This is a genomic window from Caldanaerobacter sp., assembly GCF_049701115.1.
GTDB lineage: Bacteria > Bacillota > Thermoanaerobacteria > Thermoanaerobacterales > Thermoanaerobacteraceae > Thermoanaerobacter.
Genome location: NZ_JBNATX010000002.1, coordinates 84,522 through 106,491, shown reverse-complemented (window position 1 = coordinate 106,491; position 21,970 = coordinate 84,522). Strand labels below are relative to the sequence as shown.

Annotated in this window: 21 protein-coding genes and 1 pseudogene; 21 read left to right on the top strand and 1 reads right to left on the bottom strand. The window is 36.8% G+C overall.

Features of this window, described 5'->3' with window-relative positions; all coding sequences use genetic code 11:
* Positions 1 to 10: 10 nt before the first annotated feature.
* The 20 genes from ACPLVE_RS01865 to ACPLVE_RS01770 all read left to right on the top strand — a co-directional run bounded on the left by ACPLVE_RS01865 (position 11) and on the right by ACPLVE_RS01770 (position 20,353).
* Positions 11 to 2,563 carry an S-layer homology domain-containing protein gene (locus ACPLVE_RS01865; RefSeq protein ID WP_424609315.1) on the top strand — a complete coding sequence of 851 codons (2,553 nt, stop codon included), beginning with the start codon at positions 11 to 13 and terminating at the stop codon, positions 2,561 to 2,563.
* Positions 2,564 to 2,581: 18 nt separating this feature from the next.
* Positions 2,582 to 4,063 (top strand): S-layer homology domain-containing protein, encoded by a 1,482-nt coding sequence (locus ACPLVE_RS01860; protein WP_424609313.1) that lies wholly within the window; start codon positions 2,582 to 2,584, stop codon positions 4,061 to 4,063.
* Between the two features lie 108 nt (positions 4,064 to 4,171).
* Positions 4,172 to 5,209 carry a stage II sporulation protein D gene (spoIID, locus tag ACPLVE_RS01855; RefSeq protein ID WP_424609311.1) on the top strand — a complete coding sequence of 346 codons (1,038 nt, stop codon included), beginning with the start codon at positions 4,172 to 4,174 and terminating at the stop codon, positions 5,207 to 5,209.
* Between the two features lie 65 nt (positions 5,210 to 5,274).
* Positions 5,275 to 6,093, top strand: a complete 819-nt coding sequence (locus tag ACPLVE_RS01850; protein WP_424609309.1) for a peptidoglycan DD-metalloendopeptidase family protein — start codon at positions 5,275 to 5,277, stop codon at positions 6,091 to 6,093.
* A gap of 115 nt (positions 6,094 to 6,208) precedes the next feature.
* Positions 6,209 to 6,472, top strand: coding sequence for a sporulation transcriptional regulator SpoIIID (gene spoIIID, locus ACPLVE_RS01845; protein ID WP_424609308.1), 264 nt, complete (start codon positions 6,209 to 6,211; stop codon positions 6,470 to 6,472).
* A gap of 128 nt (positions 6,473 to 6,600) precedes the next feature.
* A complete protein-coding gene (locus ACPLVE_RS01840) occupies positions 6,601 to 7,629 on the top strand; it encodes a rod shape-determining protein (protein WP_424609306.1) in 1,029 nt (342 codons plus the stop codon).
* A gap of 12 nt (positions 7,630 to 7,641) precedes the next feature.
* Entirely contained in the window at positions 7,642 to 8,397 is a 756-nt protein-coding gene (gene flgF, locus ACPLVE_RS01835) for a flagellar basal-body rod protein FlgF (RefSeq protein WP_424609305.1), read from the top strand.
* Positions 8,398 to 8,412: 15 nt separating this feature from the next.
* A complete protein-coding gene (flgG, locus tag ACPLVE_RS01830; RefSeq protein ID WP_424609303.1) occupies positions 8,413 to 9,213 on the top strand; it encodes a flagellar basal-body rod protein FlgG in 801 nt (266 codons plus the stop codon).
* Between the two features lie 10 nt (positions 9,214 to 9,223).
* On the top strand, positions 9,224 to 9,559 hold the full coding sequence (locus ACPLVE_RS01825; RefSeq protein ID WP_424609301.1) for a rod-binding protein: 336 nt from the start codon (positions 9,224 to 9,226) through the stop codon (positions 9,557 to 9,559).
* Positions 9,560 to 9,649: 90 nt separating this feature from the next.
* Positions 9,650 to 10,075 (top strand): 3-hydroxyacyl-ACP dehydratase FabZ, encoded by a 426-nt coding sequence (gene fabZ / locus ACPLVE_RS01820; RefSeq protein ID WP_424609299.1) that lies wholly within the window; start codon positions 9,650 to 9,652, stop codon positions 10,073 to 10,075.
* A 10-nt stretch (positions 10,076 to 10,085) separates the two neighbouring features.
* Positions 10,086 to 11,648 (top strand): murein biosynthesis integral membrane protein MurJ, encoded by a 1,563-nt coding sequence (murJ, locus tag ACPLVE_RS01815; protein ID WP_424609297.1) that lies wholly within the window; start codon positions 10,086 to 10,088, stop codon positions 11,646 to 11,648.
* A gap of 11 nt (positions 11,649 to 11,659) precedes the next feature.
* Positions 11,660 to 12,778 carry a DUF362 domain-containing protein gene (locus ACPLVE_RS01810; RefSeq protein ID WP_011024677.1) on the top strand — a complete coding sequence of 373 codons (1,119 nt, stop codon included), beginning with the start codon at positions 11,660 to 11,662 and terminating at the stop codon, positions 12,776 to 12,778.
* A gap of 100 nt (positions 12,779 to 12,878) precedes the next feature.
* Positions 12,879 to 13,037, top strand: coding sequence for a hypothetical protein (locus tag ACPLVE_RS01805; RefSeq protein WP_424609295.1), 159 nt, complete (start codon positions 12,879 to 12,881; stop codon positions 13,035 to 13,037).
* A 15-nt stretch (positions 13,038 to 13,052) separates the two neighbouring features.
* A complete protein-coding gene (gene pgeF, locus ACPLVE_RS01800; RefSeq protein WP_424609293.1) occupies positions 13,053 to 13,865 on the top strand; it encodes a peptidoglycan editing factor PgeF in 813 nt (270 codons plus the stop codon).
* 113 nt (positions 13,866 to 13,978) lie between these two features.
* Positions 13,979 to 16,900, top strand: a complete 2,922-nt coding sequence (locus ACPLVE_RS01795; RefSeq protein WP_424609291.1) for a sigma 54-interacting transcriptional regulator — start codon at positions 13,979 to 13,981, stop codon at positions 16,898 to 16,900.
* 158 nt (positions 16,901 to 17,058) lie between these two features.
* On the top strand, positions 17,059 to 18,459 hold the full coding sequence (locus ACPLVE_RS01790; RefSeq protein WP_424609290.1) for a PTS galactitol transporter subunit IIC: 1,401 nt from the start codon (positions 17,059 to 17,061) through the stop codon (positions 18,457 to 18,459).
* 91 nt (positions 18,460 to 18,550) lie between these two features.
* Positions 18,551 to 19,192 (top strand): class II aldolase/adducin family protein, encoded by a 642-nt coding sequence (locus tag ACPLVE_RS01785; protein ID WP_424609288.1) that lies wholly within the window; start codon positions 18,551 to 18,553, stop codon positions 19,190 to 19,192.
* Positions 19,193 to 19,197: 5 nt separating this feature from the next.
* Positions 19,198 to 19,512: a PTS galactitol transporter subunit IIB gene (locus tag ACPLVE_RS01780; protein WP_424609287.1), complete on the top strand. Its 315-nt coding sequence runs from the start codon at positions 19,198 to 19,200 to the stop codon at positions 19,510 to 19,512.
* The gene (locus ACPLVE_RS01775; RefSeq protein ID WP_424609285.1) at positions 19,505 to 19,957 is read left to right on the top strand and encodes a PTS sugar transporter subunit IIA; all 453 of its coding nucleotides are present in this window, start codon (positions 19,505 to 19,507) and stop codon (positions 19,955 to 19,957) included. The genes ACPLVE_RS01780 and ACPLVE_RS01775 overlap by 8 nt, the downstream gene beginning before the upstream one ends.
* A gap of 42 nt (positions 19,958 to 19,999) precedes the next feature.
* On the top strand, positions 20,000 to 20,353 hold the full coding sequence (locus ACPLVE_RS01770) for a hypothetical protein (protein WP_424609283.1): 354 nt from the start codon (positions 20,000 to 20,002) through the stop codon (positions 20,351 to 20,353).
* On the opposite strand, the pseudogene ACPLVE_RS01765 reads toward ACPLVE_RS01770, so the two are convergent.
* Positions 20,303 to 20,503 (bottom strand): annotated as a pseudogene (locus tag ACPLVE_RS01765) (hypothetical protein); the annotation flags it as partial. The gene ACPLVE_RS01770 and the pseudogene ACPLVE_RS01765 sit on opposite strands and share 51 nt — an antisense overlap.
* Before the next feature lie 17 nt (positions 20,504 to 20,520).
* Here ACPLVE_RS01765 and ACPLVE_RS01760 point away from each other — a divergent pair.
* Entirely contained in the window at positions 20,521 to 21,969 is a 1,449-nt protein-coding gene (locus ACPLVE_RS01760) for an FGGY-family carbohydrate kinase (RefSeq protein WP_424609282.1), read from the top strand.
* The last annotated feature ends 1 nt before the right edge of the window (position 21,970 follow it).

Sequence of the window (21,970 nt, the reverse complement as noted above, 5' to 3'; positions counted from 1 at the left end):
GTGAAGATAGATGGTTAAAAAGAGAATTTTAGCACTTTTAATGACTTTGGTCTTTAGCCTACAATTTAATTCTGCTGCTTACGCTCAACCAGTTTTTTACGGTGTAGATTATGCACCGAGCATATATTATAATATGAGTTTTAAAGACATAAGTAATAGCTTTGCCAGATACGACATAATGAAAATGGCTGCTTTGTCAGTTATAAGAGGCGGTGGGTTACAGAAATTTTACCCGAAGGCCTATCTTAAAAAAGAGGAAGCTTTGACATACATAATAAGGCTTATGGGCTTGGAAGACCAACTTATGCAAACAAATACATCCTCCTCTACAGGAGTGGCAGGAGGTCTTCCTGCCACTTCGCTATCAAAATTTAAAGTAGATGACTGGGCTAAAGGAGTAATAAATCTGGCTTTAAAAACTAATTTGCTTTCAAAAGAAGAGATTGATACAGATTTTACTTCTAATGCTACCAGAGAAGAGGTTGCTTACTGGCTTGCTAAAGGCTTAGGATTGAGTCCCGTATCGGGTCTTGATTTACAGAAGGTTTACAATTTTAGAGACGTAAGAGACATAACTTTTTCTTACCTTCCTTATGTAGGAGCGCTAGTAAAAAAAGGGATAATATCTGGTTACAGCGATGGGAGTTTTAGACCGAAGGCAAATATAACAAGAGAGCAGATGGCTTCGATCCTTAACAGAGCCTTTGATTATTCTTACTCTAACATGGGATACTCAGTTTTAAATGGTACTATAAGAGATATTTCTTATAAAGACCTAATAGGGCAAGGTGTTTGGGAAAAGGCCTTTACTGTTACTTCTCCAAAAGGTGACGAATATTTCATAGTAACCAAAGGAAGACCTTCAATATCTATAAATGGCAAGCGCATTTTAGATTTTCTCACTATTCATAATAACAATCCTGCCTATTCTTCTGTTTTTAGTATAGGAGATAAGGTAAGATTTTATGTGAAAGATAATAATGTAATTTTTGCGGAAAAACTTGCCCAGCTTACTGAGACGGTAGTATATGGGGAAATATCCGATATAACATCATCTACAATAGCTTTGAAAGGAGCTTACAATTACACTCATACTTTTTACTACACTCCTTTCACTGAGGTCTTCATAAATGACTACCCGGCTACTATAAAAGATTTAAGAGTTGGGCAAACAGTTCTTGCCTATCTTGAGGGAGGTACTGCTTACAGAATAGAGGTTAATTATGAAGAATACAATTCTTCAGGTATAGAGACCGGTTCAAGACAGGTTACGGGTAGCGTTCTTTCTATAAAGCCGGCGGAAGGGGATTTGAGAAAAGGTGGACTTAATATTTCTCTGAATGACGGAAATGTTTATTATATATCGCCAAATACTCCTTTAGTAAAGGAAGGAGTTTCTGTTCCTCTTTCCTCGTTAAAAGTTGGGGATTATGTGAATCTCATTTTTGATGACCCTTATAGCAATACACCTTTAAAAGTTTTAATAGGCAACGGATATTATGACATTGCAGGTGTACTGAGGGGTACTTTGAATAGTGTGATGCCTCTTAGTAAAGTCATTAATTTAAGCAATGTAGAAAAGTATTACCAGGGCACCTGGCAGAAAGTGTCTGATTATGTTTCGTATCCTTTTGAGAAGGCAGAGTTTTATCTCAATGGCTTGAAAATCGATGAGTCAAGTCTTAAAAATTACATTGGCAGGACAATTTACATAACTACAGAGAATCACTTTGGCAAAGAGTATATAACTTTTGGCAATTTAGTTTCTCCATTTACGATGTCATACCAAGGCAAAGCAGATTTTGACCCTTATTCTATGACTCTTACCTTGGGAGACGGAAGAAAGGTTGCTGTGAATGATGGCACAATAATAATAAAAGAAGGCAAGAGGGTACCTTTTAGTTTACTTTCTTCCAATCAAGTGTATGTTTCTTTCTCAAAGGAAGATAACCTTTATGCCAACTTTGTTTCACTAATAGATGCCTATGAGAACGCCCCTTATTACTATGTGAAAGGCTATCTTTTCTACGCTACAGCTAACTCTGTAAACGTCGGGAATGTCTATTATTATCCTTACACTGTTAGAGGATATTATGAAGTTTCGAATAATCAATGGCAATTTGTCTCTGGCGCAAAAGTAGTTTACGTAGGAGATAGCACCTTTGTGGTGGACAATAGAGGTGAAACTTCAAAAGTCATTCCTTACAGTGAGCTTCTCAACATAAGATATGGCAGTTCTCCTTTAAAAGATGCTTTTGCTTATGTAGTTACCAATGGAGACAATGCCATTGCTATCAATATAATGCCTTCTAGCAGTGGTGAGAGAATTACTGCTGGGAAGATAGAAAGTATAGAAAATACTAAAATTATAGTTTCTGAGGTTAAGGATTGGAATGAAGCAGAGAATAAGTGGAACCTTAATCCTAGCTTAGAGGTGGTAGACCTTTCAAAGGCGGTTATTGTGAAGGATGGTCGCAGAGTGGATATTTCTTCTCTCAAAAGTGGAGACTCTATATACATGGTAAGAAGTGCCTCCAGGGGAATAATTGTAACTGTCAAATAAGAAGTGGGGGAATGAAAAATGAAAAAATTAGTCTTTGCAATTTTGTTTGTATTTCTTTTTTCTGTACTTCCTATGCATATCTTTGCATATAATTCTGGATTTGAAGCGGGAATTTCGAATGAACAGGAATACAAAGAGGTAGTTTTCATTACTGGGGAACCCGTTATATTTAGCGGATTTTTAAAAGTAACAAGCTCTAAGAGAGGAGATACTACCACTACTACTTACAGATATACCCTTACTACTCCTTCTGGAGACAAGCTTACAAGGACGCTGACCTTTGTCACGGAAGAGAAGCAAAAACTGGAATACAATCAGATTATAGCAGAAACCACACTTAAAAATTATACCGAAAGTATAAAAATAGGGGGGAATACCTACACTCTTGACAGAAATAACGGATACATTTATCAGGGTTCTGAAGTGAGAAGCATAAATCCGGCTGTTACCTACTACGCAGGCAATTATTCTGGTTCAAAAGTTTACAGGGTTAACGGAAATAAAGGTATGGTAAAGGTGAGTATAGAGGACAAGACAGTGGGATTTTCTCACAAATATGGCAGTGCAGAGACCCATCAGATGTACTATCAAATTGAAGCTACAATTGGAACAGGGAATGATTTAAAAAAATGGTTTGGACAGGCGCAGGTAAATGTTTCTTTTACCGATAAATCTTCTATAGAGTATGTGGAAAATGACCCGCAGTACATAAGCTTCAGAGGAGGTTATCTCTTAAGGAGAAATAGCGGAGATGTGATGACTTATACTTACGATCTCCCGAAGTTTGACAAGAATGGCAATGAAACGGGGAGGAATACGGGTAGTAATAGCTTAAGGTTGGATGGAATTTATGCGGAGAATAGGCTTGTTGTCCCGGAGGTTAGAGATATAAGTGGCACATGGGGAAAAGATGACATAAACAAGCTTTTGAGTTTGGAAATTTTTCCAAAAGATTCTTTATACTTTGGGCCCAAACTTTATATACTTCGTTCAGATTTTACTGTAGCGGTAGCAAAAGCTGTTGGTATTGCCCCTTACGAACCTCCTAAAAATACTCTTTATGCTGCAAGGAAAGTTTCAGTTGAAGTTTCGCCTTTTAAGGACGTGCCGGTAAATGACAAAAATTACGGATATATAAAAGCTGCAAGTGAAAAGGGCCTTATAAGTGGGATTGGGCCTTCACAATTTGGGCCTTCTCTTCCTCTTACCCGCGCTCAAGCAGCAGTTATATTTATAAGAGCTTTGGGACTCGAGAATCTTGCACCGCAGGGATATTTTAACACGGGGTTTTTAGATGATTCTTTAATTCCTGTATGGGCGAAAAGGAGCGTTTATGTGGCCCGCGAAATAGGACTTGTAGGCGGCGATACCTTTGGGAGATTTAATCCTGATAGTTATGTGACGAGGGAAGAAGCCGCCTCAATGATTTCGCGGATGATAGATTTTATGATGAGGGATTTGACTTTCGATTATGTAGAAAGGGTATTGAATTTTAAATGAGGGCCTCTTTTTTGAGAGGTCTTCTTAATTTTTTTGTATATATTTTTGGGTAATAAGAGTATTTTTTCTACATATATTTTTATGTAAGCCTAAAAAGGGGGATAGGAAATGAAATATCTAATTTATGGGATCCTCTCTGTATTTATAAGCCTTGTAATTTTACCTTCCATTGTGATTTTTGGATTTTCAAAAAATGATATATCAATGAGGAAAAATTTTGTAGTGGTAGAAGATGGAAGGTCAATGAAACTTGAGAGTCTCCCCCCTTATGATGTTGTGAATGTTTTTATCACAGAGCAAAATAGACTGGAAAAAATGCCATTAGAAGAATATGTAAAAGGTGTTGTGGCGGCAGAAATGCCTGCAGAATTTGAGATGGAAGCACTAAAAGCCCAAGCTGTTGCGGCAAGAACATATGCCTTGGCAAAAGAAATTGCTTTAGGAGGAAAAGGGTGTGAATTGCACGAGGGAGCAGATGTGTGTACAGACCCCGAACATTGCCAGGCATGGCAGTCTGTACAGGAATTAAAAAATAAGTGGGGGAAAAACTTTGAAAAATATTATGAAAAGATATCAAAGGCAGTAGATTCTACGAAGGGACTTGTAATGGTGTATCAGGATGCTCTCATTTTACCTGTTTACCACGCGATAAGTGGGGGAAGAACCGAGAACTCGGAAGATGTATGGCAGAAAAATATACCCTATCTAAGAAGCGTTATATCTCCAGGGGAGGAGGTTGCCTCAAAATATAGGACCACCGTGGTCGTGCCTCAGGATGTGTTTGTGAGGAAATTAAAAGAAAAAGAACCTTCTTTGAAATTGGAAAGCAGTAATATTTTGTCAGAAATAAAGGATGTAGAGAGGACTCAGGGAGGCCATGTTAAGAATTTAAAAATCGGCAATGTGACTTTTGAAGGGAAGGCGATAAAAGAAATTTTTGAACTAAATTCAACAAATTTTTCTTTTGAAAAAAAGGGAGGAAACATTGTCATCACTGTAATAGGATATGGCCATGGTGTAGGTATGAGTCAATATGGAGCTAATGCTTTGGCTAAAGAGGGGAAAAAGTTTGATGAAATCCTGAAGTACTATTATCAGGGGATTGAAATAGTAAGGATTGAGGACATTTTAAAGAACAGGAAGTAGAATTCCTCATTTTTTGTATAAACAACCTCCATAATGGTTAAAATACCATTTGGAGGTGAGAATTTATGAGGATAAATAGAGAAAATTTTTTCCGGTTTTTTGATAGAAAAGGGTTTTACATAGTGCTTTTTCTTTCTGTAGTAGTTATTGCTGCTACAGCAGTTTATGTTACGGATAGTAACCTGAAAAAAATAGAAGAAATTCGAAAAGCGCAACAGGAAGAAATAAATTCTGCAATAGAAAGTAATACCCAGTATGAAGAAGAAGTTAAAGAGGCGAAAGAAGAAAGGGCAGCAGTGAAAAATGATTCAATTATGAATAAAACAGAAGGGAAAAAAGAGAGTGAATTAGAAGGAAAACAAGGGAAAGAAGTAAATGAAAAGACAGATACTAAAGAGGTGTTTTCAACTGAAGTGAAAAAGCTTGCAGTAACTCCTTTACCGCCCAAGACAGAGAAGAAGAGTCTTGCCTCAGGAAGACTGACTTTAATAATGCCTCTTGAAGGAAAAGTTCTTATGGAATTTGCAGTGGATAAATTGGTGTATTCCAAAACATTGAGGGAATGGACGACTCACAAAGGAATAGATATTGAAGGTAAGGAAGGGACTCCAGTAGTAGCTTCTTCGGATGGGATTGTGACAAAGGTATATAAAGATCCTAAGTTAGGCAACACCATCATCATAAAAAACGGGATATGGGAAATGGTGTACGCAAGTTTGAGCGATAATATAAAGGTGAAAGAGGGAGATAGAGTTAAAAAAGGAGAGCAGATAGGTGAGGTAGGAAATACTTCTAAATTCGAAGTAGCTGAAGGACCACATCTTCATTTTGAACTAAGAGAAAATGGCACCCCCGTAGATCCAACCCCCTATTTTGAGAAATAAAAGGCTTGGATACTTTGTATCCGGGCTTTTTTGTTTTTGAGATAGTATTCTAATTTTTCCTTAAGGCATATACATATTAATGGAGATTTGAAAAAGTTCAAAGGGGGTTGTAGTTTTGAAAGACTATATAGAAGAAAGGACTCTGGAAATATCAAAATACATAGTAGAACATAAGGCTACCGTTAGAGAAGCAGCGAAAGTTTTTGGTGTAAGCAAAAGCACTGTGCATAAGGATGTTACCGAGAGACTTCCAGAGATAAATTTTGAGCTTTACAGGGAGGTCAGGGAGGTTTTGAGTAAAAATAAAGCTGAAAGACATATAAGAGGAGGGAAAGCGACTAAACTCAAATATCAAAGGCTTAATAATAAAATTTCATAAAAGAAAGAGGAATTTGGGATTTTATATCGAATTAAATAATTTATGATAGAATTAAACATTTCGGCATCTATGACGATAATTAAAATAGATGCCGTATGTGTCGAAATACATAAGAAAGGTGAGTTTTGATGTTTGCGATTTCAAGAGACATAGGAATTGACCTTGGTACGGCATCTGTTCTGGTCTACGTGCGGGGAGAGGGGATTGTATTAAATGAGCCCTCCGTCGTTGCAATAGACAGAAACACCAACAAAATCCTTGCGGTAGGTGAAGAAGCCCAAAGAATGGTAGGCCGGACTCCAGGAAATATTCTTGCTATTAAGCCTTTAAGGGCAGGAGTCATTTCCGATTATGACATAACCGAAAAAATGCTCAGGTATTTTATAAACAAAGCTTGTGGAAGTAGGTTCTTGATAAGACCCAGGATAATGATATGCATACCTAGTGGAGTGACACAGGTTGAAAAAAGAGCCGTAATAGATGCTGCACTGCAAGCAGGAGCCAGAAAAGCCTATCTTATAGAAGAACCTATTGCGGCTGCAATTGGAGCAGGGCTTGATATTTCTCAACCCAGTGGGAACATGATAGTGGACATTGGAGGGGGTACTACTGACATCGCTGTAATTTCTCTGGGAAGTGCAGTGGTGTCCAAAAACATCAAGGTAGCAGGCGATAACTTTGACGAGGCTATTATGAGGTACATGAGGAAAAAGTACCACATAATAATAGGGGAAAGAATGGCAGAAGAGATAAAGATAAACATAGGTACAGCATATTTTGACGGGAAAGAAGAAAAAATGATAGTAAAGGGAAGAAGCTTGTTATCAGGGCTTCCTCAAAATGTAGAAGTTACTTCTAGCGAAATTTGCGAAGCTTTGCAAGAGCCCCTCGAGCAGATTGTAGAAGCTGTCCACAGCGTCTTGGAAAGGACGCCTCCAGAGCTTGCAGCAGATATAAGCGATAAAGGTATGGTGCTGACAGGAGGAGGGGCTTTGTTAAAAGGAATGGACAGGCTGTTAAGAGAAAGAATGCAGATACCTGTATATATTGCAAATGACCCTATAAGTTGTGTGGCATTAGGAGCAGGAAAAGCATTGGAATCTTTAGAATTTCTTGAAAAATCAGAAACCGTGATAGACATTCACAAGATAAGGTAAGAAGGTGATTTGATGATAAGAGGTTTGTACACTGCCGCCTCTGGTATGATTGCCCAGACCAAAGTGATGGACGTTTTGGCAAACAATCTTGCAAATGTGAATACAGTTGGATATAAAAAAGACGTAGTAGTCTTATCATCTTTTCCAAATCTTGAAGCGATAAGAGAAGGCGGAGATAATGTTCCTCCTGACAGAAAAGTGGGCAGAATCGAATACGGGGTCTTAATAGATACTCTTCACACGGTTTTTGAAGAAGGTCCTCTTATTGAGACTACAGGGAAACTTGACTTTGCTATAGACGGGAATGGCTTTTTTGTGGTCAATACCCCTCAAGGGGAAAGGTATACCAGAGATGGTGCTTTTACTATGAACGCTGATGGATATCTGGTTACAAAAGAGGGGTATGTAGTTTTAGGAGAAAATGGGCCCATACGCCTGTCCCAAGGAGATGTCTCAGTTGACGAAAAGGGAAATATTATAAACAATGGCCAGTTGGTGGACAGGCTGAGAATTGTGGATTTTAATGACTATAATGCTTTGAGAAAGCAGGGCGATAACTTATTTTATCTGGATAATACTGCAAATGGACAACTTACTCCTGCTTCGGGAAGAATAAAGCAGGGCTTTTTAGAACAATCTAATGTGAACTCTGTGAAAGAAATGGTTAATGTGATAAGCGTGATGAGAAATTATGAGTCAAATCAAAAAGTGGTAACTGCTTTTGACGAGACTCTAGGGAAAGCGGTAAACGAAGTTGGGAGAGTGTAAAGGGGGCATGTATGTATGATGAGGGCTTTATGGTCTGCGGCGACTGGAATGACTGCTCAACAACTCAATGTTGATGTAATTGCTAACAACCTGGCAAATGTGAACACAACTGCTTTTAAAAGAGATAGAGCAGAGTTCAAGGATTTAATATACCAGACGCTGCAGAGGGAAAATGTGTATGGCGGTCAAGGGCGTCCTGTCAATATGCAGATAGGAGTAGGTGTAAGACCTTCTGCCATAGTAAAGGACTTTTCTGAAGGCAATCTCTACCAGACAAACAATGCGCTGGATTTGGCTTTAGATGGGCCTGGCTTTTTTGCGGTTTTGGGACCTGATGACAAGGTGTACTATACAAGAGACGGAAGTTTTAAATTAAGCCCGGACGGGAATACTCTTATGCTTGTAACCGCAGATGGATATCCTGTTCTAGATGACAGCAATAATCCGATTGTGTTTGACGGAAATGTGAATGATATAACCGTGTCTCCTTTGGGAGTTATACAAGTAAAAAATCCTGATGGCACAACTTATGAAGTTGCGACACTAGGAATATACAACTTTACTAATCCACAAGGGCTTTTAAGCGTTGGTAACAACTTGTATGAAGCGACAGAAGCTTCAGGGCAGCCGGGTACCAGAGATGACTTTGAAGGAAGAATGGGCAAAGTGATGCAAGGCTTTTTAGAGACCTCTAATGTGCAGGTAGTGAAAGAAATGGTGGATATGATTGCTGCCCAAAGGGCTTATGAGATAAACTCAAAGGCTATACAGGCAGCAGATGAAATGTTGGGGATTGCCAACAATTTGAGAAGGTAGGGGAAAATAGATGGAGATAAACCCTATTGAAGGTGCTATAAAAAATATGCTTCCTCTCTGGGATAACATGCAGACAAAGGATTTTGAAAACATCTTGAATAAAGCAATGGAAGAAAGGGATAAAAATAAACTCATGGAGGTCTGCAAACAGTTAGAAGCTAGTTTCATAAGCCTCATGTTGAAAGAAATGAAAAAAACAATTCCAGAAGATCCCCTGACAGGAAATAATTTAGCGAATGACATATTTACTTCAATGCTTTATGACAAATACGCTGAGTTAATGGCACAAAGTGGAGGTTTTGGACTGGCAGAAGAGATTTACAACCAACTTTCTAAAAAGGTTTAAAGGGCGGAAAGCCCTTTTTGTTTTTTCTGCAACTTGTGGTATAATCAATATCAACTGAAAGTGTCAATCTATACACGGGGTGAAGGATAAGTGGAAAATAAAGACATAAGAAAAATTCTTCCCCATAGATATCCTTTTTTGCTAGTAGATAGGATAATAGAGCTTGAAGAAGGGAAAAGAGCTGTCGGGATAAAGAATGTTACAGCTAACGAACCCTTTTTTCAGGGGCATTTTCCAGATAACCCCATAATGCCGGGAGTTTTGATTGTGGAAGCGCTGGCACAGGTGGCAGGGATTGCTGTAATGAATGTAGAAGAGTTTAAAGGGAAGCTGGGGCTTTTTGCAGGCATTGATAAATGCCGCTTTAAAAAAGTTGTGCGGCCGGGCGACCAGCTCATCTTAGAGGTCTCAGTAGATTCTATCAGGATGGGGTTAGTCAAAGCTAAAGGCGTTGCAAAAGTGGGAGAGGAAATCGCAGCTACTGCTGAACTCATGTTTGTGATGGCGGAGGAATAGGAGTGGCGGTATGTCTACTGTGAAAAAGACAGTGAAGGCAGCCTCTGTCATAATGGTCTTGACCCTTATAAGCAAAATATTTGGTTTTTTTAGAGATGTGACTTTGGCTGCTAAATTTGGCACCTCTGTATTCATGGATGCTTACAACATGGCAACTGTAATTCCCATGATATTATTTGCAGCAGTCACAGCTGCTATTGCTACAACTGTCATACCTATTTTTACCGAATACTATCAAAAAGAGGGAAAGGAGAAAGCTTTTGATTTCATAAACAATTTGCTGGGGACAGTAGGTGTTGCAACTATTGTTTTAACTTTTATTGGAATTATATTCGCTCCTTATCTTGTAAAGTTTGTAGCTCCTGCTTTTACAGGGGAAAAGTTTGAACTTACTGTTAAGCTTACAGAGATACTTTTGCCTACAATGGTTTTAATAGCGAGTTCCAACATTTTTACTGGCGCACTTCAGGCAATGGAGCATTTTACTGTACCTGCTATGATAGGCATTCCTTATAACATTGTAGTAATTGGGGCGGCTATCTTATACGCTCATAAGTTTGGGATAATGGGAGTAGCCTACTCCATAATATTTGCGACATTTATTCAGGCATTGATGCAATTGCCTGTTTTATATAAATTGGGCTATCGCTTTAGGTTGAAAATAAACTTTAAAGATGAAGGCGTAAAAAAGGTTATTGTATTAGCGATTCCTGTTTTAATTGGCACAGGGATACAGACTATAAATGTTTATGTAGATAGAGTAATCGCCTCTTTTTTGCCGGATGGAAGTATTGCCGCTTTAAATTATGCGAACAGATTAAATATGTTTGCACTGGGGATTTTCTCTACAGCAATTACCACTGTAATATACCCTGTCCTGTCGCGGCATTCTGTTCAGGAAGATAGAGAAGGGTTTGTAAAAAGCCTTAATTTTGCGGTAAGCGGAATTTTATACATACTTCTGCCGGTGTCTGTAGGGGCGATGGTGCTTAGAGTCCCCATAATAAGGGTTTTATTCGAAAGAGGAGCTTTTGACGAGAGGTCTACCTATCTTACTTCTATTGCACTTTTTTACTTTGCTATAGGCATGACGGCCTATGGCTTAAGAGATGTCTTAAGTAGGAGCTTTTATTCCATGAAAGATACAAAAACTCCTATGATAAATGGAGCTTTGGCGGTTTTAGTAAATATAATCCTTAATTTAATACTGGTGAGATATCTTGAACTAGGAGGACTTGCCCTTTCTACTTCTATTGCTGCAATATTTGCTACTTTCCTTCTTTTTAACTCTTTGAAAAAGAAGATTGGCAGTATAAATGGAAAACAAATGCTTATAAGCTTTTTAAAAGCGATGGCGGCTTCTCTAGTAATGGGAATTACTGTATATTTTGTTTACAACCACCTAACAGCTAGAGTTCCAGATAAAAAGATTTATGAAGCTTTAACACTTTTTATGACCATGATAATTGGGGCTTTGGTCTATATTCCAATTGTTCTATTAAGTGATAAAAATGCCTTTAATTATTTCAAAAAAGGAATTAAGTTTATAAATGCTAAATTTGTTAGATTATAGGAGGGATTTTAATGAAAGCAAAAGTTTACTACTACAACATGAGAGCAGATAAGGCATCCAGCAGTTTGGCTTCAAAGGTGGCTAGAATTTTTGACCTGGCGGGTTTTAAAAGCATAATAAATAAAAATGACCTGGTAGCGATAAAAATTCACTTTGGTGAGAAAGGGAATAATGCTTACATACATCCGATATATGTGAGAAAAATAGTGGACAAGGTTAAAAGTTACGGTGGGAAGCCTTTCTTGACAGATACAAATACTCTTTACAAAGGCAGTCGTTCCAATGCAGTAGATCACTTGGTAACTGCTATTGAAAATGGTTTTGCCTATGCTGTTGTAAATGCTCCTATAATAATAGCAGATGGGCTTCTGAGCAAAAACTCCATTGAGGTAAAAATTAACAAGAAGCACTTTGATACAGTAAAAATAGCTTCTGACATATTCTATGCTAATGCCATGATTGTCATGTCCCACTTCAAAGGGCATGAACTTGCAGGATTTGGCGGTGCTATAAAGAATTTAGCGATGGGATGTGCCCCTGCGGCAGGGAAACAGCAACAGCATTCTACAGTAAAGCCTGTGGTAGGTAAAGGCTGTACTGCCTGTCAGATGTGTATAAGGAATTGTCCTGTAGGTGCCATATCTTTGGTTAACGGTTCTGCCTATATTGACCATTCAATATGCATAGGGTGTGGAGAATGCGTTTCAATGTGCCAGTATGGAGTTATCAAGCCTCAATGGGGAACAGATATGGACGCTTTTATAGAGAGGATGACAGAATACGCCTATGGGGCATATTCTGTTAAAAAAGGTAAAATCGCTTTTATAAACTTTGTAATGAATGTCACACCGCTTTGCGACTGTACTCCCTGGAGCGATGCGCCAATTGTTCCTGATGTTGGGATACTGGCTTCTTTTGACCCTGTTGCTATAGACCAGGCAAGCTATGACCTTGTAAACCAGCAATTTGGACATAGAGGTACAGCCTTGGAAGAAGCAGGGTATGGAATGAATCCGGGGGAAGACAAGTTTAAAGCGCTTCACCCAGAGACAAAAGGAGAGCTACAGCTAAAATACGGTGAAGAGATTGGTTTAGGTACTAGAGATTATGAACTCATAGAGCTAAAATAGCAGGTTTATCCTGCTATTTTTTTAAATTTTTAATGATTTTTGATAACGTTTGTTGTATTATATTAATAGAAGAGGAGTATTCACAAAGGAGAGGAATTTAATGGAAAAATATTTCATAATAATTCCTATAATTTCAATGATAACAGTGGTATTGCTTTTCTTTATACAGGTGCTTTTTATAAAGTGGACGGACAAAGTCTTTGGGATAAAGCAAGAAAAAGAGAAAAAGGATGTGGAAGATAAAAAAGAAGAAGAGTAGAAGGAGCGGGTGCCTTTGAAAATAGGTTTTAAAAGAAATGAAAAAAATGGAGTAGTTTTCTACACTATACCTTCTTTTGAAGAGACAGGAGTTGTTAAGCACCTTTTTACTACGAGAATAGGTGGGGTGAGCAAGGGGAAATACGCCTCTTTAAATCTAAGCCTTAAAAGATTTGACATCAAAGAAGAAGTTTACGAAAACTTTAAGATAATATGTGCTGTAGGAGAATTTACCTGCCAAAACATGGTTTTTTCTGACCAGGTCCACGGTAATGTAGTGAGAAAAGTCACATATGAGGATAGAGGGAAAAACTTTGGAGGAAGTGATATTGTAGGAGTAGATGGACTTGTGACGAACGAGAGGCAAATTCCTCTTGTTACATTTCATGCCGATTGTGTGCCTTTATTTTTCTTAGACCCTGTTAAAAAAGTTGTCGCTCTTTCTCATGCAGGATGGAGAGGAACAGTGGCTCATATTGGGCCAAATACTGTAGAGGTTATGAAAAGAGAATACAATTCCAATCCCAAAGATATACTGGTAGGAATAGGACCCTCCATATACAAATGTTGCTATGAAGTGGGGGAGGATGTGGCAGAAAGAGTAAAAGAAGCGATTGGGGACTGGGAAGAGGTTCTTGTTAAAAAGCCCGATGGGAAATGGCTATTAGATCTGCAGCATGCCAATTATATCGAACTTGTGAGTAGTGGGATACCGGATGAGAACATCACTGTGAGCCAGATATGCACTTCTTGTAATCTGGAATTTTATTCTTACAGGAGAGATAAAGGCATAACAGGAAGTATGGCAGCTTTTGTAGAACTTAAGTAAGGCATTTTTACACTGAAAAGACCTCATTTTGGGTCTTTTTTATTTTATACAATTCATACCACATTTGTGGTATACTTTTTGCAAAGTGAAATGTAAAGGGGAGGCATCTGCCTATGTTGGATAAAATTTTTGAAATTATACAAAAAGAAGATAAGAAAAATCCCTTGACTGATGAGCAGATTGCTGCACTTCTTAATATCAAAAGAGAAGACGTTACGCAATTTAGACTTAAAAACAATATTCCTGATTCAAGGGAAAGAAGAAAGCCCTATTTGCTAGAAGATTTAAAGAAAATAATCAAAGAAGATCCAGATATTTCAGATAGAAATCTTACGAAAGAGTTAAATCTTTTAGGCTACAACATATCTCGATTTGTAGTATCACAGCTTAGGAAAGAAGTTTTAAAAGAAATAAAAGTAGAAAAAAAGGTATATCTTAAAAACTTTGTACCAGAAGAAGATGTAGAAAGTCAAAAGGAAGATACATTGTCTTTTAAAGATATAATTGGCAGTGAAGGAAGTCTTAAAGCACAGATAAGCTTAGCAAAAGCAGCAGTACTTTATCCTCCCCATGGTCTTCATACTTTAATAGTAGGTCCTCCTGGAGCAGGAAAGAGCCAGCTTGCTGAAGCTATGTACAATTTTGCAGTAGAATCAGGCCGATTTGATAAAAATGCTCCATTTGTTGTCTTTAACTGCGCCGATTATGCAGATAATCCGCAGCTTCTAATGGCACAGCTCTTTGGATATGTAAAAGGAGCTTTTACAGGAGCTGATACAGAAAAAAAGGGGTTGGTAGAAAAGGCAAACGGGGGAATACTCTTTTTAGATGAAGTTCACAGGCTTCCTAGTGAAGGGCAAGAAATACTCTTTTATCTTTTAGATAAAGGTAAATTTAGAAGATTAGGGGAAACAGAGAACACGAGAGAAGCACAGATTATGCTTATTGCTGCTACCACTGAAAATCCCGAATCGGCACTTCTTCTGACTTTTAGAAGAAGAATTCCTGTTTTGATTGAACTTCCATCCCTTTCTGAGAGACCTCCTCATGAAAGATATGAAATAATTTACAACTTTTTTACAAAAGAGTCTGTGCGCCTTAATAAGACTATTGTGATTAAAAAAGAGGCTTTAAGGGCTTTAATGCTATATGAATGCCCGGGAAATTTGGGGCAATTGAGGAGTGATATTCAGGTTGCCTGCGCAAAAAGCTTTTTAGCATCACTTGGTAGTAAAAGTTCTTCTTTAGTTGTGGATGTTTCTGACCTTCCAAATCACGTCAAAATAGGCCTCTTTAGACTGAATAAAAGAGATCCTGAAATAGAAAGGTATCTGGGAGAGGACCTTGTCGTCTATCCTGACAAGAAGGTAAAAATATTTCAAAAAGAAAACAGGTATATGCTTCCTGACGAAATATACCAATTTATAGAAGAAAGGTTTATTGACTTAAAAAGACAGGGGCTTACAAAAGAAGAAATAGATAAAATTCTAAGCAAGGAAATGGAGATAGAGCTTAAAAAATTTGCTGCAAGCGTTAAAACCGCCATTTCAATTTCAAAGAAAGAGCTTGTAAATGTAGTAGGAGAAAAGATTGTGAATGCAGTCGAAAAAGCCTATGAAATTGCAAGGAGAAGCTTTAAAAATTTAGAAGACAACCTCTTTTACTCTCTTGCTATTCACTTGAGCGCGACGTATGAAAGGATATTGAGCGGCAAGCCCATCTTTAATCCTCAACTGGCGAACATAATTAGAGAATATCCTTTGGAATATTCTACAGCTAAGATCATGGCTAAAGAAATAAATAAAGAGCTTGGGATTGAACTTCCCGAGGAAGAGATAGGGTTTATAGCCATGTACTTAAAAACTTTTTCAGGAGAAAAGCCAGTGGAAGAGGGAAGAGTGGGAGTAATTGTTCTAACTCACGGGCATGTGGCAAGCAGTATGGCAGAGGTGGCTAATAAGCTTCTGGGAGTTAATCATGCCATAGGTATAGACATGGCTTTAGACGAAGAACCCGAAAAAGTTCTTGAGAGGACAATTGAGGTTGTAAAAAGAATAGATGAAGGTAAGGGTTGTATTATATTAGTTGATATGGGTTCTCTTGTAACTTTCGGTGAGATTATAACTAAAAGAACTGGAATACCTACGAGAGTTGTAGCAAGAGTGGATACTGTGATGGTGTTAGAGGCAGTGAGAAGAGCTATTATACCTGAGACTACTTTGGATGAGATAGCAGATGCTATAGACAGTGAAAAGTCCTATGTAGGGAAGGTAGAGACACTTTTTGACAAGAAACCTTCCAAAGCTATTGTGACAGTATGCATAACTGGAGAGGGTACAGCTCTTAAAATAAAAAAGTACATTGAAGACTTAATTCCAGAGCTTAAAGAAAATTACAAAATAATTCCTGTCGGTATGCTAAGGCAAGAGGATATAGCAAATGAGATAGAAAAAATAAGAAAAGAAAACGACGTGGCAGCATTTGTAGGTACAATAAATCCCGGCATAGAAAGTATACCCTTCATATCTGTAGAAGAAGTTTTAAAAGGAGATGGGGTAGAGAAGATAAAGAAGATAATAGGGCTTAAAAAGGAAAATCCGCTAAAAGAGGTAATTGACGAGGAGCTAATTTTTTTAGATGTAGATGCTTTTGTCAAAAGCGACGTGATAGATTTGCTGGCAGAAAAACTCTATGAAAAAGGATATGTAAATGACAGGTTTTTATTAAGCGTATATAAAAGGGAAGCTATGGGAGCTACTATTTTAAACGATGGAATAGCGATACCCCATGGTTATCCAGAACATGTAATAAAACCAGCCATAGCTATTGCAAAATTGAAAGAGCCTATATATTGGGAAAAGGACCTCATGGCAGATTTAGTATTTATGATAGCGTTGAAAGAAGACTCGAAAGAGTATTTGTCTTGGTTAAATAAGTTGGTTTTAAATAAAAAAATTATACAGAAGTTGAAGAGAACTAAAACTTCTACGGAAATAAAAAAAATTATTATTAGTTTTACAAACCATGACAACTAATATGGCACAATATTTGATTTGCGTTGGATGTTTTCTAGAATATTCAGTTGATTAATTTACGAAGAGGGGGTGGGAATAAAAAATATATGCAAGAATAAAAATATATGTAATTAGGAGTAGTAAAAGTTATTTAAGGGGGAGGGTAAAACGTGTAAGATTTGAAAAGTATAGTACAACAAATTTTAAATTATGGTCCTGCTATGATGATGCCAATAATTCTGTTTGTTTTAGCACTTATTTTTAGGCAGTCTGTAGGGAAAAGTGCTAGAGCAGCATTAGTAGTAGGCGTAGCATTTATAGGAATAAGTGCTGTATTAGGAGCAGTATTTGGAGCAATAGGTCCAACAGTTGATGCTATTGCAAAGGAATTTGGACTTAGTTTACAAAGCTTAGATGTAGGATGGCCTTTGACCGCTGCTATTACTTGGGGAGTTGCTATTTCTGCAGCAATCATTCCAATTGCTTTTATAGTAAATATCATATTACTACTACTAAATTGGACTAAAACTTTTGATGCTGATGTGTGGAACTATTGGCATTGGGCTTTTTCTGCAGTAATGGTATATATGTGGACAAAAAATATTTGGTTAGCTTATTTAGTAGCTATTATTGTAGAAATAATAATATTAAAGCTTGCAGATTGGACTGCTCCTCTTGCTCAGCGCTATTTCAACATTTCAGGTACTTCACTTCCGCATACAGAGACTGTTAACTGGGCTCCTATAAACTTGGCATTAGAAAAGTTGATATTTTCACGAGTACCTTCACTAGAAAAAGTGAAAGCGGATCCAGAAGGATTGGTAAAAAAGTTTGGTGTATTTGGAGAGCCTATCATGTTGGGGTTTTATGTAGGAATACTTCTCGGTATACTTGGAAGGCAACCAGTTGTAGATATATTCAAAACAGGTATATATTTGTCAGCTTTGATGCTTTTGCAGGGGCGTATGATTGGTATTTTAATGGAAGGACTTTTGCCGATTGCAAATGGAATATCTGAATATTTTGCTCGTTCTACAAGGTTCCAAAATCGAGAAATTTATATAGGAATAGATGCAGGTCCCATAGGGTTGGCTAATCCTACTTCTATTTTCGTAGGATATCTCATGTTACCTTTAGTGATTTTGTTTGCCTTTATTCCAGGAAACAAAATACTTCCATTAGCAGATTTGGCGATTTTACCTATTTTTGTAATGTGGGCTGCTGCTGCATCTCGTGGGAACGTAATAAAGACATTCTTAAATGGTTTGGTAAGTGTAATTTTAGTTATGTACATTACAAATGCTTTCGCTGTGCCTCTTACGGATGCTGCTAAAGCAATAAATTACGCAATTCCTGCTGGAGTAGTTCTCGTATCTTCCTTGGATGCTGGTGGGCACATACTACCATTTATAGTTATTTTGCCTATAGTAGCTTTTGCGTCTGGAAAGCCTGAAATGGCTATAGTACCTATTATTATCGGTATTTTGTACTTCTTAGCATGGTATTATGCTAAAGATCAACCGGTAAAAATCGTACAAAAAATGGATTTAGAGGAAGGAGCAAACGTAGAAGCAAATTAGTTTAAAAAATTTAAAAATAATAAGTAAAGTAAATAATGGGAACTTGAGCGTTGCTCAAGTTCCCTATACAAAGAAAGGTTGGGATCTCCTTATGGATGTAAGAGAGAAACGATTGAGGGAAGAATTATCTGAGATTATGAACAGGGTTTATACAAAAGGATTAGCTTCTAGTGTAGGTGGAAATAGTAGTATTATTTGCAGAGAAGATTCATATGTTCTTATTACCCCTTCTGGATTAGATAAGATGAATGTATTGCCGGAAAGTATTGTAAAAGTTAATTTAGATGGGAAAGTATTAGATGGAGGGGTTCCTTCTAGTGAGCTTATCAATCATTTAGCTATTTATAAATCAAGAGAAGATATAAATGCTATAGTTCATGCCCATCCTCCTACTGCAGTAGGAATGGTTTCTGCTGGTTTTGTACCTAAACCTGTAACTCCTGAATATGTGGTTATGATTAAAAAATTATCAATAGTAGATTTTGCAGTACCAGGGGAAGAATCGATTAACAAATTGGTTAATGGATTAAAAGAAAGCGATATTGTTCTTTTAAAAAATCATGGAGTTTTTAGTGTGGGACAGAATCTTTTTGAAGCCTTTGCTAGGATTGAAGTATTGGAAGAAGCAGCAAAAATGATTTTTGCAGGTAAACTATTTGGAGGTATGCATGAATTTAGTGAAGAAGAAATCAAAGAAATTATAGATAAATATGTGAGAAAAAAGGAGGGGTGAAATGTATGAATAAGAAATTTCTTATATATGTTGCGTGTGGTTCTGCAGCTGCTTCTGCTAATTTGGTAAAAGATAGATTGTCAGATTTGCTTAAGAAGAGAGGAATTGATGCAGAACTGAAGACTATGAGGGTATCTGAAGTTCCAAATACAGTCAGAGCGAAAAGACCTGATTTAGTAATTATTACGGCAGGCAGTTTTTCAAAAGGTGATTTGCCTGCAGACTTACCAGTTTTGAGTGGATTGCCTTTAATGACGATGATAGGCGTAGATAAATTCATGCAGGAGGTTGAACAAGCTCTACACAAGGTGGGTGACTAAATTGGATATTTTAGTAATCTCTGAAGAAATAGAGGGTTCAAGAGAAGAGATTCTTTCTTATATTGCAGATGTTTTATTAAAAAAAGGTTTCGTAAAAGAAGGATATAAAGAATCTTTATTAGAAAGAGAAGATAAATTTCCAACAGGTTTGTATGTTAATGAGACTTTTAAAGTGGCTATACCTCATACTGAAATAAGTTTTGCTAATAGGAATGTTTTAGTTATAGTTAAACCTCTCAATCCAGTATATTTTAAAAGAATGGATGATCCGACTACAGAAATAGAAGTAGATATTATTTTTGTTTTAGTAATAAAAGAGCCTGATAATTATCTAAAATTTTTAAGTAAATTGACAGAAAACTTAGCTAATGAAGAATTTATAAAGCTGGTAAAAGATAGAGATATAAGAGCTATTTCAGAATACATTAACGAATTCTTTGATTGAAAGTAATTAAATTTTTATAAAAAAGACCGGAGAGTGGTATTTTTGGTACGTTATTTTACTGTAGTTTTCTATTCACCTTGGTTCGAAGAAATGGGGAGAGAAGGAGTGGAGAGAGTTTTAAGAGATGATTTGAAATACCGCTTTGTAAAAAACGAGCATAATGGTTCGTGGTGGGAGAAGGGGAATAAAATAGCAACTTTTATTGGACTAGTCAACTGGAATCTACTATATAGGAAAGTTTTTGTAGAAGAAGTTGACAGAAATAAAGTGAGGTTTATTTATCATTTCTCGTGGTTTACAAATGTAGGTGTTTTGATATCTGCTGCAAGAGGAGAACTTGGATATTTACAACAGGTTTTTAAAGTAGAGAAAATGGAAGTAGAAAGGTTGCGGTAAAGATAATAGCAGATATTCAATATTTGAATATCTGCTCAGTTTGTTGACAAAGCAAAATTTTAGCCCCTGTTTTCTTAGTACCGAAAGCAGGGGCTGTATATATCTGGATAAAATTTTCTTTAAAACTCCAAATAATGGAAAAATTTTAGAAGTGGAGGAGTTCTATAATGATTTTCATTGGAATTGATATTGGGACTCAAAGCATTAAAGCAATAGCTGTAACAGAAAAAGGTGACAAAGTGGCATTTGCTAGTGAAGAATTAAAAGACGTATATAGTCCTCGAGACGGATGGAAAGAGCAAAATCCTTTAGAATGGGAAAAAGGTTTAATCGATGTTTTAAAGAAAACTATTAAAGATATATCTTATAAAGGTTATTCCTTAAGTGAAATAGTTGCTATTTCTGTAGATGGTACCTCTGGTACTATTATCGCTATTGATGAATATAATCGGCCTTTATTGAATGCCATAATGTATAATGATTCTAGATCAATAAGGGAAGCGGAGTTTATAAACCAATTAGCAACAGATTTTGAAAAAAAATTAGGATATGTTTTTAATTCATCTTTTGCATTACCGAAAATTTTATGGGTAAAGAATAATTTACCTGAAATATATGCTAGAACTAAAAAATTTGTTCACCAAGCAGATTACATTGTAGGACTTTTAACAGGAATTTATGATATTACGGACCATTCTAATGCTTTGAAAACAGGCTTTGATCTACTAGAATACACATGGCCAGAATTTATTTTTAAAAGTTTACAAATTGACAAAGATAAATTACCACAAGTTGTAAGTCCTGGTACTAAAATTGGTACAATATCAAAAAAAATTTCTGAAGAAACAGGAATACCCCCCAATGTTATTGTAGTAGCAGGCATGACTGATGGGTGCGCGGGTCAAATAGCTTCTGGAACCGTAAAAGAAGGAGAGTGGAATTCTATTTTAGGTACTACCCTGGTGTTAAAAGGGATTACAGATAGGCTACTTATAGATCCTTTAGGAAGAATTTATTCTCATCTTCATCCAGAAGGTTTGTGGATGCCTGGCGGTGCGAGTAATACTGGAGGAGAATGCATAGAAGAAATTTTTTTGGGTGTTGATTATAACAAATGGAATAAAGAGGCAGAAAAATTTTTGCCTAGTAATTTGATTATTTACCCTTTAGTGAGAAAAGGAGAAAGATTTCCATTTGTTAATCCAGATGCAAAGGGGTTTATTATGGGAAGTTATGAGAATAAATATGAATTATATCTTGGGTTTTTAGAAGGAGTGGGATTGACTGAGAAATTGTGCTATGAAGTTGTTCAACAATTAGGAGCGATGGTGGGCGATAAAATTTTTGTTACTGGTGGAGCGGTAAAAAGTAAATTATGGTTAAAGATAAGAGCAAGTATTTTGAATAAAAATCTAGTAATTCCTGAAATTAGCGAATCAGCTATGGGGAGTGCAATAACGGCAGCTTCCAAAACTTTTTATAATAATGTTTTTGAAGCTGCAAATAATATGGTGAAATTAAAGGAGATAGTAGAACCAGAAAATACTTTGATAAAAGCTTACGAAGACAAATACGAAAAGTTCATTATTTTAATGAAACAAAACGGATATATCTAAT

Coding starts and splice junctions, on each gene's coding strand:
- ACPLVE_RS01780 (WP_424609287.1), top strand. CDS start 19,198: ATGAATAAGAAATTTCTTATATATGTTGCGTGTGGTTCTGCAGCTGCT.
- ACPLVE_RS01860 (WP_424609313.1), top strand. CDS start 2,582: ATGAAAAAATTAGTCTTTGCAATTTTGTTTGTATTTCTTTTTTCTGTA.
- ACPLVE_RS01805 (WP_424609295.1), top strand. CDS start 12,879: ATGGAAAAATATTTCATAATAATTCCTATAATTTCAATGATAACAGTG.
- ACPLVE_RS01865 (WP_424609315.1), top strand. CDS start 11: ATGGTTAAAAAGAGAATTTTAGCACTTTTAATGACTTTGGTCTTTAGC.
- flgF (WP_424609305.1), top strand. CDS start 7,642: ATGATAAGAGGTTTGTACACTGCCGCCTCTGGTATGATTGCCCAGACC.
- ACPLVE_RS01810 (WP_011024677.1), top strand. CDS start 11,660: ATGAAAGCAAAAGTTTACTACTACAACATGAGAGCAGATAAGGCATCC.
- ACPLVE_RS01785 (WP_424609288.1), top strand. CDS start 18,551: ATGGATGTAAGAGAGAAACGATTGAGGGAAGAATTATCTGAGATTATG.
- spoIID (WP_424609311.1), top strand. CDS start 4,172: ATGAAATATCTAATTTATGGGATCCTCTCTGTATTTATAAGCCTTGTA.
- ACPLVE_RS01840 (WP_424609306.1), top strand. CDS start 6,601: ATGTTTGCGATTTCAAGAGACATAGGAATTGACCTTGGTACGGCATCT.
- flgG (WP_424609303.1), top strand. CDS start 8,413: ATGATGAGGGCTTTATGGTCTGCGGCGACTGGAATGACTGCTCAACAA.
- ACPLVE_RS01825 (WP_424609301.1), top strand. CDS start 9,224: ATGGAGATAAACCCTATTGAAGGTGCTATAAAAAATATGCTTCCTCTC.
- ACPLVE_RS01760 (WP_424609282.1), top strand. CDS start 20,521: ATGATTTTCATTGGAATTGATATTGGGACTCAAAGCATTAAAGCAATA.
- ACPLVE_RS01850 (WP_424609309.1), top strand. CDS start 5,275: ATGAGGATAAATAGAGAAAATTTTTTCCGGTTTTTTGATAGAAAAGGG.
- ACPLVE_RS01795 (WP_424609291.1), top strand. CDS start 13,979: ATGTTGGATAAAATTTTTGAAATTATACAAAAAGAAGATAAGAAAAAT.
- murJ (WP_424609297.1), top strand. CDS start 10,086: ATGTCTACTGTGAAAAAGACAGTGAAGGCAGCCTCTGTCATAATGGTC.